The organism is Stenotrophomonas pictorum JCM 9942 (genome assembly GCF_001310775.1).
Lineage (GTDB): Bacteria > Pseudomonadota > Gammaproteobacteria > Xanthomonadales > Xanthomonadaceae > Stenotrophomonas > Stenotrophomonas pictorum.
In genome coordinates this window covers 1-6,721 of the sequence record NZ_BAZI01000146.1, presented here as the reverse complement: position 1 = coordinate 6,721, position 6,721 = coordinate 1, and the positions used below count along the sequence as shown (strand labels likewise).

Below are 6,721 nucleotides of genomic sequence, written 5' to 3'. Positions count from 1 at the left end.
CTGCTCGCCGGCATAGCCGGCAATCACCACCTCGCGGCGGCCGTCAGCGCAATCCCCCAGGCCGACAAACTTCGCCGGGCGGTAGCGGGTCAGCTGCTTCAGCGCGCCCAGCCCGGCTTCCAGGGCATCACCGAAATCGCGGGCCACCACCACCTGGCCGAACGCCTCGCGGCCGTAGTCCTGGGCACGCATCACCACCCGGCCGAAATCACCGGCACGGCTGACATGGATGCGACGGATCGGCCCGCCCGGATTGACCAGCCGCTGCATCACCCCCAGCCCGGTCAGCGCGTTGACCGTGGCCGCGGCAAAGCTGAGGTTGCGCTGGTCAAACACCGCCGGCAGCGCGCCGGCGGGCGTGGCCTCGACCAGGCCCACATCCAGCCCCAGCCGGTCCAGTGCGATGGCCAGACTGGCACCGACCAGTCCGCCACCGACGATCACTACGTCATGGTTATTGCTCATGGCGCAATGATAAAGCGTTCGCTCCGGCGGTTCGCCGCGCCGATGCGGCGCCGCAACCGCAGCTTCCCGCCACAGCGGCTAGAATGGCCGTCTGATTAACGGAACCCGATCATCGACATGACCGCCAACGTCCAACGCGCCCTCATCCTGTCACTGCTCGTGCTGCTGATGGCCGGCACCCGCATCAACCATTTCGCACCGGTCCCGGATGCCTCGTGGGCGGTGTTCTTCATCGGCGGCTTCTACCTGCGCAGCTGGACCCGCCGGGCGTTCCCGGCGCTGATGGCGCTGGCCGTGGCCGTGGACTGGGCGGTGATTTCCAGCCAGGGCATGAGCTTCTGGCAGCACTACTGTGTCTCGGCCGCGTACTGGATGCTGATTCCGGCCTATTTCGCGATGTGGGCCGGCGGCATGCTGCTGCGCCGCGGCTACGCGGGTACCAGCTGGAAGTCGCTGGGCCTGCTGGCCGGCACCCTGATCGGCTCGGTGGCGCTGTGCCACCTGATCGCGCAGGGCAGCTTCTACTGGATCAGCGCCGCGGTCAGTGAACCGACCTTCGCCGGCTGGGCCAAGAACTACACCGACTGGCTGCTGCCGTACCTGCGCACCGCCGCCCTGTACACCACCGGCGCTGCCGTGGTGCAGGCACTGGTGGAGGTGGCCGGCAGGCAGCCGGCCGCCAACCGCGCCGCGCACTGAGGGCGCCGGACAATGGGCAACCGTCTTTCCAAGATCTACACCCGCACCGGCGACGATGGCAGCACCGGTCTGGGCGATGGCAGCCGCACCGGCAAGGATTCGCTGCGGGTCAACGCCTACGGCACCGTCGACGAGGCCAACTCGGCCATCGGCGTGCTGCTGGCCGTGCAGATTCCGGACGATATCCGGTCACTGCTGACCACCGTGCAGCACCAGCTGTTCGATCTGGGCGGCGAGCTGTGCATTCCCGGCCATGCTGCCATCCATGCCGCCGACATCGACGCCCTGGAACAGCACCTGGACCGCTACAACGACGACCTGCCGGCGCTGAAGGATTTCATCCTGCCGGCGGGCGGCGAAGGCGCGGCACGCTGCCATCTGGCCCGCACCATCGTCCGTCGCGCCGAGCGCGAGACCGTCGCCCTGGCCCGGGTGGAGGAGGTGCGCGGTGAAGCCGTGCGCTATCTCAACCGCCTGTCGGACCTGCTGTTCGTGCTGTCCCGTGTCCTGGCCCGTGCCGACGGCCATGGCGAAGTGCTGTGGAACCACGAGCGCCGTCGCGGCTGATTCCCGGCCCGCCCTTCTGACGCCGCGCATTGCGCGGCGTCGACCGTTACAGTGCGGACATGCTGGTATTCACCCACCCCGCCTGCCTTGAACACAACCCCGGTATCGACCACCCCGAGTCGCCGGAGCGCCTGCGCGCGGTGATCTCCGCCTTGCAGGACGCATTCCCGCATCAGCTGCAATGGCGCGAGGCGCCGGCCGCCAAACTGGGCGAGCTGTCCGCCGTGCACAGCCGCGAGCTGATCGACAACATCCTGCAGGTGCAGACCGCGCCACTGCGACGCATCGACCTGGACACCTTCGCCTCTTCCGGCTCGGCCGCGCGGCCGTCCATGCCGCCGGTGCCGGGGTGGCCGCGGTCGATGCGGTGATGCTGGAGCGCGACCACAACCGCGCCTTCTGCGCGGTGCGCCCGCCCGGGCACCACGCCACCGCCGATACCGCGATGGGCTTCTGTCTGTTCAACAATGTGGCCGTCGCCGCCGCCTATGCCCGCGACAAATACGGCCTGGAACGCATCGCCATCGTCGATTTCGACGTCCATCACGGCAATGGCACCCAGGACATCTTCGAAGCCGATCCGAAGGTGGCCTACTACAGCACCCACCAGTCCGGGCTGTTTCCCTATTCGGGCAACATGCGCGAACGCGGAGTCGGCAACATCTGCAACATCCTGCTGCCGCCGGGCAGTGACAGCTTCCGCTTCCGCAACACCTGGGCCGACGACATGCTGCCGCAGATAGACGCCTTCCGCCCGCAGCTGCTGCTCATCTCGGCCGGCTTCGACGCGCACCGGGGTGACCCGCAGGCCGACCTGATGGTCGAGACCGAGGATTTCGCCTGGCTGACCACCGAGCTGGTCGCCATCGCCAACCGCCATGGCGGCCGCCGGGTGGTGTCGATGCTGGAGGGCGGCTACGACCTGCACGCCCTGGGCGAATGCAGCGTGGCCCATGTCGGGGCCCTGCTGGCCCCCTAGCCCACGCATGAACCCTGCCCGGCTCTGCGCGACACTCTTCATTGCCCCCATGCAGGTGATGCGGCAAGCTAGCGGCCGTTTTCTTTGAAATCGAACCGCGTGCGCCGAGCCCTCCGTCTGCTGCCCCTGCCCCTGAGCATCGCCATCTGTCTGCCTGCCATGGCCGATGACAAGCCGGTGAACTGGGGCCTGTGCCCAGCCACCGAGGTGTTGCCCGCCTTCAACGAAGCCCCGCAGGCCGACAAGGCCGCCGCCGCGGCCCGCGAGCAGCTGCCCACCGACATCGAGGGCAACGAGCTCACCGGCACCAGCACGGTCCCCCAGTACCAGGGCAACGTGATCCTCAAGCGCGGCGACCAGTTCATGGGCACCGACAACCTGCGTCTGGATACGGAGACCGGCAATTACATCGCCGAGGGCAATGTGCGTTATTCGGATTCGTCGATCCGGATGGTGGCCGAGCGCGCCGAGGGCAACCAGGAAAGCGACACCCACAAGATCAGCAACATCCAGTACCAGCTGGTGTCGCGCCGGGGCAATGGCGGTGCCGAATCGATCGACCTGCAGGGCGCGATCGGGCAGATGCACCATTCCACCTACACCACCTGCGATCCCTCGCAGCCGATCTGGAAACTCGTCGCGCCACAGATCGAAGTGGACAACGACGAGGGCTTCGGCACCGCGCGCAACGCGGTACTGAGGATCGGCAAGGTGCCGGTGCTGTATGCGCCCTACTTCAAGTTTCCCATCGATGACCGCCGCCAGACCGGCCTGCTCTATCCCAAGCTGAGCCTGTCCGGCCGCAACGGCTTCGATTACGCCCAGCCGATCTACTTCAACCTGGCGCCGAACTACGACGACACCCTGACACCGCGCTACATGAGCAAGCGCGGGCTGATGCTGGACAACGAGTTCCGCTATCTGTACTCCGGCGGCCGGGGGCAGCTCGATACCGCCTACATGCCCAATGACTCGCTGCGCGACCGTGATCGCGGCAAAGTGGAGTTCAGCGGCTACCACAACATCGATACGCATTGGCAGGCGCGCTCCAGCCTGGCCTGGGTCAGCGACGAGCGTTACCTGGAAGACTTCGCCAACCGCCTGCTGGGTGTCACCGCCTCCAACCTGCAGAGCACCGCCGGCATCTACGGTACCGGCCGCACCTGGACGGCCGGCCTGATGGCCGACCACTGGCAGCTGACCGACTACACCCTGACCGAGGCCTCGCTCCCCTACAGCCGCCAGCCGCGCCTGTACGCGACTTGGGACGACAGCTTCGGCCGCTGGTTCGAAGCCGGGATCTATGCCGAAGCGGTGCGCTTCACCCATGACGACATCCATGGCAAGTTCGGCGCGGACCGCGAATACGAGCGCGATGGCAGTGTGTCTGAAAGGCCCGGCGGTTCACGCCTGGACATCAAGCCCTACGTCTCGATGCCGCTGGCCGGCGCGTCCTGGTACATCACCCCGACCCTGGCCTGGCGCTATACCGCCTACCAGCTGGACAGGAAGCTGGCCGACGGCCTCAGCGGCGAGCGCAACCCGACCCGCAGCCTGCCGATCACCACCATCGATGCCGGGCTGTTCTTCGACCGCGAGACCACCCTCGGCGGCAAGTCCTATCTGCATACGCTGGAACCGCGGGTGTTCTACCTGAACACGCCTTACCGTGACCAGAGCGACATACCGCTGTTCGACACGCGCGCCTTCACGTTCAGCTGGGGCCAGCTGTTCCGCGACTCCCGCTATACCGGCGCCGATCGCCAGAACGATGCCAACCAGCTGACCACGGCGCTGACCACGCGCCTGATCCGCCAGGCCGATGGTCGCGAGAAGCTCTCGGCCAGCATCGGCCAGATCAGCTATTTCGACGATTCACGGGTCACGCTCAATCCCAATGACCCGGTGCTGGACCAGGGTAAGTCGGCGTGGGTGGCGGACATGAATTGGGCAGTGACCGACCGCTGGACAGTCGGCACCAGCTACCAGTGGAACCCCAAGTTCCGCAAGGAGGACCTGGCCAGCCTGCGCGCGCGCTACCTGCTTCCGGACGACGGCGTGGTCAACGTGAACTACCGTTACCGGCGCAATCCCGGTAATGGCTCGGACCAGCTCAAACAGGTGGACTTCTCCTTCCTGTACCCGATCAATCCGCGCTGGAGCGTGGTCGGCCGCTACTACTATTCGCTGCTGGATACCGATCGCAAGCCGCTGGAAATCATCGGTGGCGTGCAGTGGGACAGCTGCTGTCTGGCGGTGCGTGCACTGGCCCGTCGCTACGTGAAGAACCGCGAGGGCGATCTCAACAACTCCTTCCAGATCGAGTTTGTGCTCAAGGGGTTGAGCTCGGTCGGGCAGGACACGGACCGCACCTTGCGCCGTGCTATTCTCGGCTACAACCGAGACGACCTGTACCTCGTTCCGCCCAGCAACATCGAAGCGAACGACGACGACTACGATCCGAATCTGATTCCATGACCAAAACCCTACCTGCAATCCTCGCCACACTGCTGGCGTTTTCCGGCGTGTCCGCCCCCGTGGTTGCCCAGCAGTTGCAGCCACTGGACCGTATCGCCGCCATCGTCGACGAGGATGTGGTGCTGCAGAGTGAATTGCAGCGCGCGGTCAACAACATCAAGAGCCAGTACGCCGGCCGTGAAGTCCAGTTGCCGCCCGATGCGGTGCTGGAGCGCCAGGTGCTGGAGCGTCTGGTGCTGGTCAAGCTGCAGGCCGCCCGCGCCGAGGGCAGTGGCATCCGGGTCAGCGACCAGGAACTGAACCAGGCCATCGGCAGCATCGCCCAGCAGAACGGCACCTCGCTTGAGGGCCTGCGCCAGCGCTTGGCCCAGGACGGCATTTCCTTCGAGGACTTCCGCAAGTCCGTGCGCGAGGAGATCATCGTGCAGCGCCTGCGCCAGAGTTTCGCGCAGAGCCGCATCAGCGTCAGCGAAGGGGAAGTGGACGCCGCCTTGGCCCAGCAGAACGCCGGCGGCACCCAGTACCATCTGGCCCACATTCTGGTGGCCTTGCCCGAAGGCGCCACCGCCGAGCAGATCAGCACCGGCCAGAGCAAGGTCGACGGCATCAAGAACCTGCTGGACAAGGGCGAGCTGGATTTCTCCGCCGCGGCCGTGCGCTATTCCGACAGCCCCAATGCGCTGGAAGGCGGCGATCTGGGCTGGCGCAGCGCTGACGAGATTCCCAACGCGTTCGCCAACCAGATCAAGACGCTGAAGCCCGGCGATGTGCTCGGCCCGATCCGCGGCCCCAGCGGCTTCCAGCTGCTGAAACTGGTGGAAGTGCGTGACAGCAACGCCGGCGACACCCGTACCGTGACCGAGTTCCACGCCCGCCACATCCTCGCGCGGGTGACCGAGCAGCAGGACGAGGCCGCCGCCAAGGCCAAGATCGAAACCCTGCGCGCGCGCATCGTCGGCGGTGCCGATTTCCAGGCCGTGGCCAAGGAATCCTCCGATGACGCCAACAGCCGGGGTCAAGGTGGCGATCTGGGCTGGTTCCCGGCCGATGCGTTCGGCCCGGACTTCGGCCAGCAGGTCGAAAGCCTGGCCGACAACGGGGTCAGCCAGCCGTTCCGCACCGATGCCGGCTGGCATATCGTGCAGCGCGTGGCCTCGCGCCAGACCGATGTGACCGATGACAACAAGCGCGCCCAGATCCGCGAAACCATCGGCCGCCGCAAGCTGGAAGACGAGTACAACCGCTTCCTGCAGGAGTTGCGTGGCGAGGCCTATGTCAGCTTCCGCAGCGGTGATCGTGCCGAAAACACGGCCGAAACTCCGCAGCAGCCCTGACCGATGATTCCCCAGCTCGCTCTGGTTCCGGGCGAGCCCTCCGGGATCGGCCCGGAACTTTGCATTCGCCTCGCCCAACAGCCGCGCAGTGATTGCCGGCTGTTGGCGTTTGCGGACCCCGAGACGCTGCGTGCGGCCGCCACCGCGCTCGATCTGCCGCTGCAGCTGCTGCCCGAACAGGCCCAGGCGTCACGGCCCG

At 66.5% G+C, this 6,721-nt stretch carries 5 protein-coding genes and 2 pseudogenes; 6 read left to right on the top strand and 1 reads right to left on the bottom strand.

All coding sequences use genetic code 11. The annotated features are described in order from the left end of the window. The coding region (locus JCM9942_RS08965) for an FAD-dependent monooxygenase (protein WP_172675083.1) at positions 1 to 465 on the bottom strand (465 nt) is incomplete at its 3' end. A gap of 117 nt (positions 466 to 582) precedes the next feature. Between JCM9942_RS08965 and JCM9942_RS08960 the strand changes: the two genes are divergently transcribed. The 6 genes and pseudogenes from JCM9942_RS08960 to JCM9942_RS08935 all read left to right on the top strand — a co-directional run. Beyond that, positions 583 to 1,164 carry a hypothetical protein gene (locus tag JCM9942_RS08960; protein ID WP_054659135.1) on the top strand — a complete coding sequence of 194 codons (582 nt, stop codon included), beginning with the start codon at positions 583 to 585 and terminating at the stop codon, positions 1,162 to 1,164. Between the two features lie 12 nt (positions 1,165 to 1,176). Next, positions 1,177 to 1,731: a cob(I)yrinic acid a,c-diamide adenosyltransferase gene (locus JCM9942_RS08955; RefSeq protein WP_054659133.1), complete on the top strand. Its 555-nt coding sequence runs from the start codon at positions 1,177 to 1,179 to the stop codon at positions 1,729 to 1,731. 59 nt (positions 1,732 to 1,790) lie between these two features. After that, positions 1,791 to 2,710, top strand: a pseudogene (locus JCM9942_RS08950) (histone deacetylase family protein). A 99-nt stretch (positions 2,711 to 2,809) separates the two neighbouring features. Continuing rightward, entirely contained in the window at positions 2,810 to 5,188 is a 2,379-nt protein-coding gene (lptD, locus tag JCM9942_RS08945) for an LPS-assembly protein LptD (RefSeq protein ID WP_054659137.1), read from the top strand. After that, positions 5,185 to 6,522 carry a peptidylprolyl isomerase gene (locus JCM9942_RS08940; RefSeq protein WP_054659131.1) on the top strand — a complete coding sequence of 446 codons (1,338 nt, stop codon included), beginning with the start codon at positions 5,185 to 5,187 and terminating at the stop codon, positions 6,520 to 6,522. The genes lptD and JCM9942_RS08940 overlap by 4 nt, the downstream gene beginning before the upstream one ends. A 3-nt stretch (positions 6,523 to 6,525) precedes the next feature. Beyond that, positions 6,526 to 6,721, top strand: a pseudogene (locus JCM9942_RS08935) (4-hydroxythreonine-4-phosphate dehydrogenase PdxA); the annotation flags it as partial.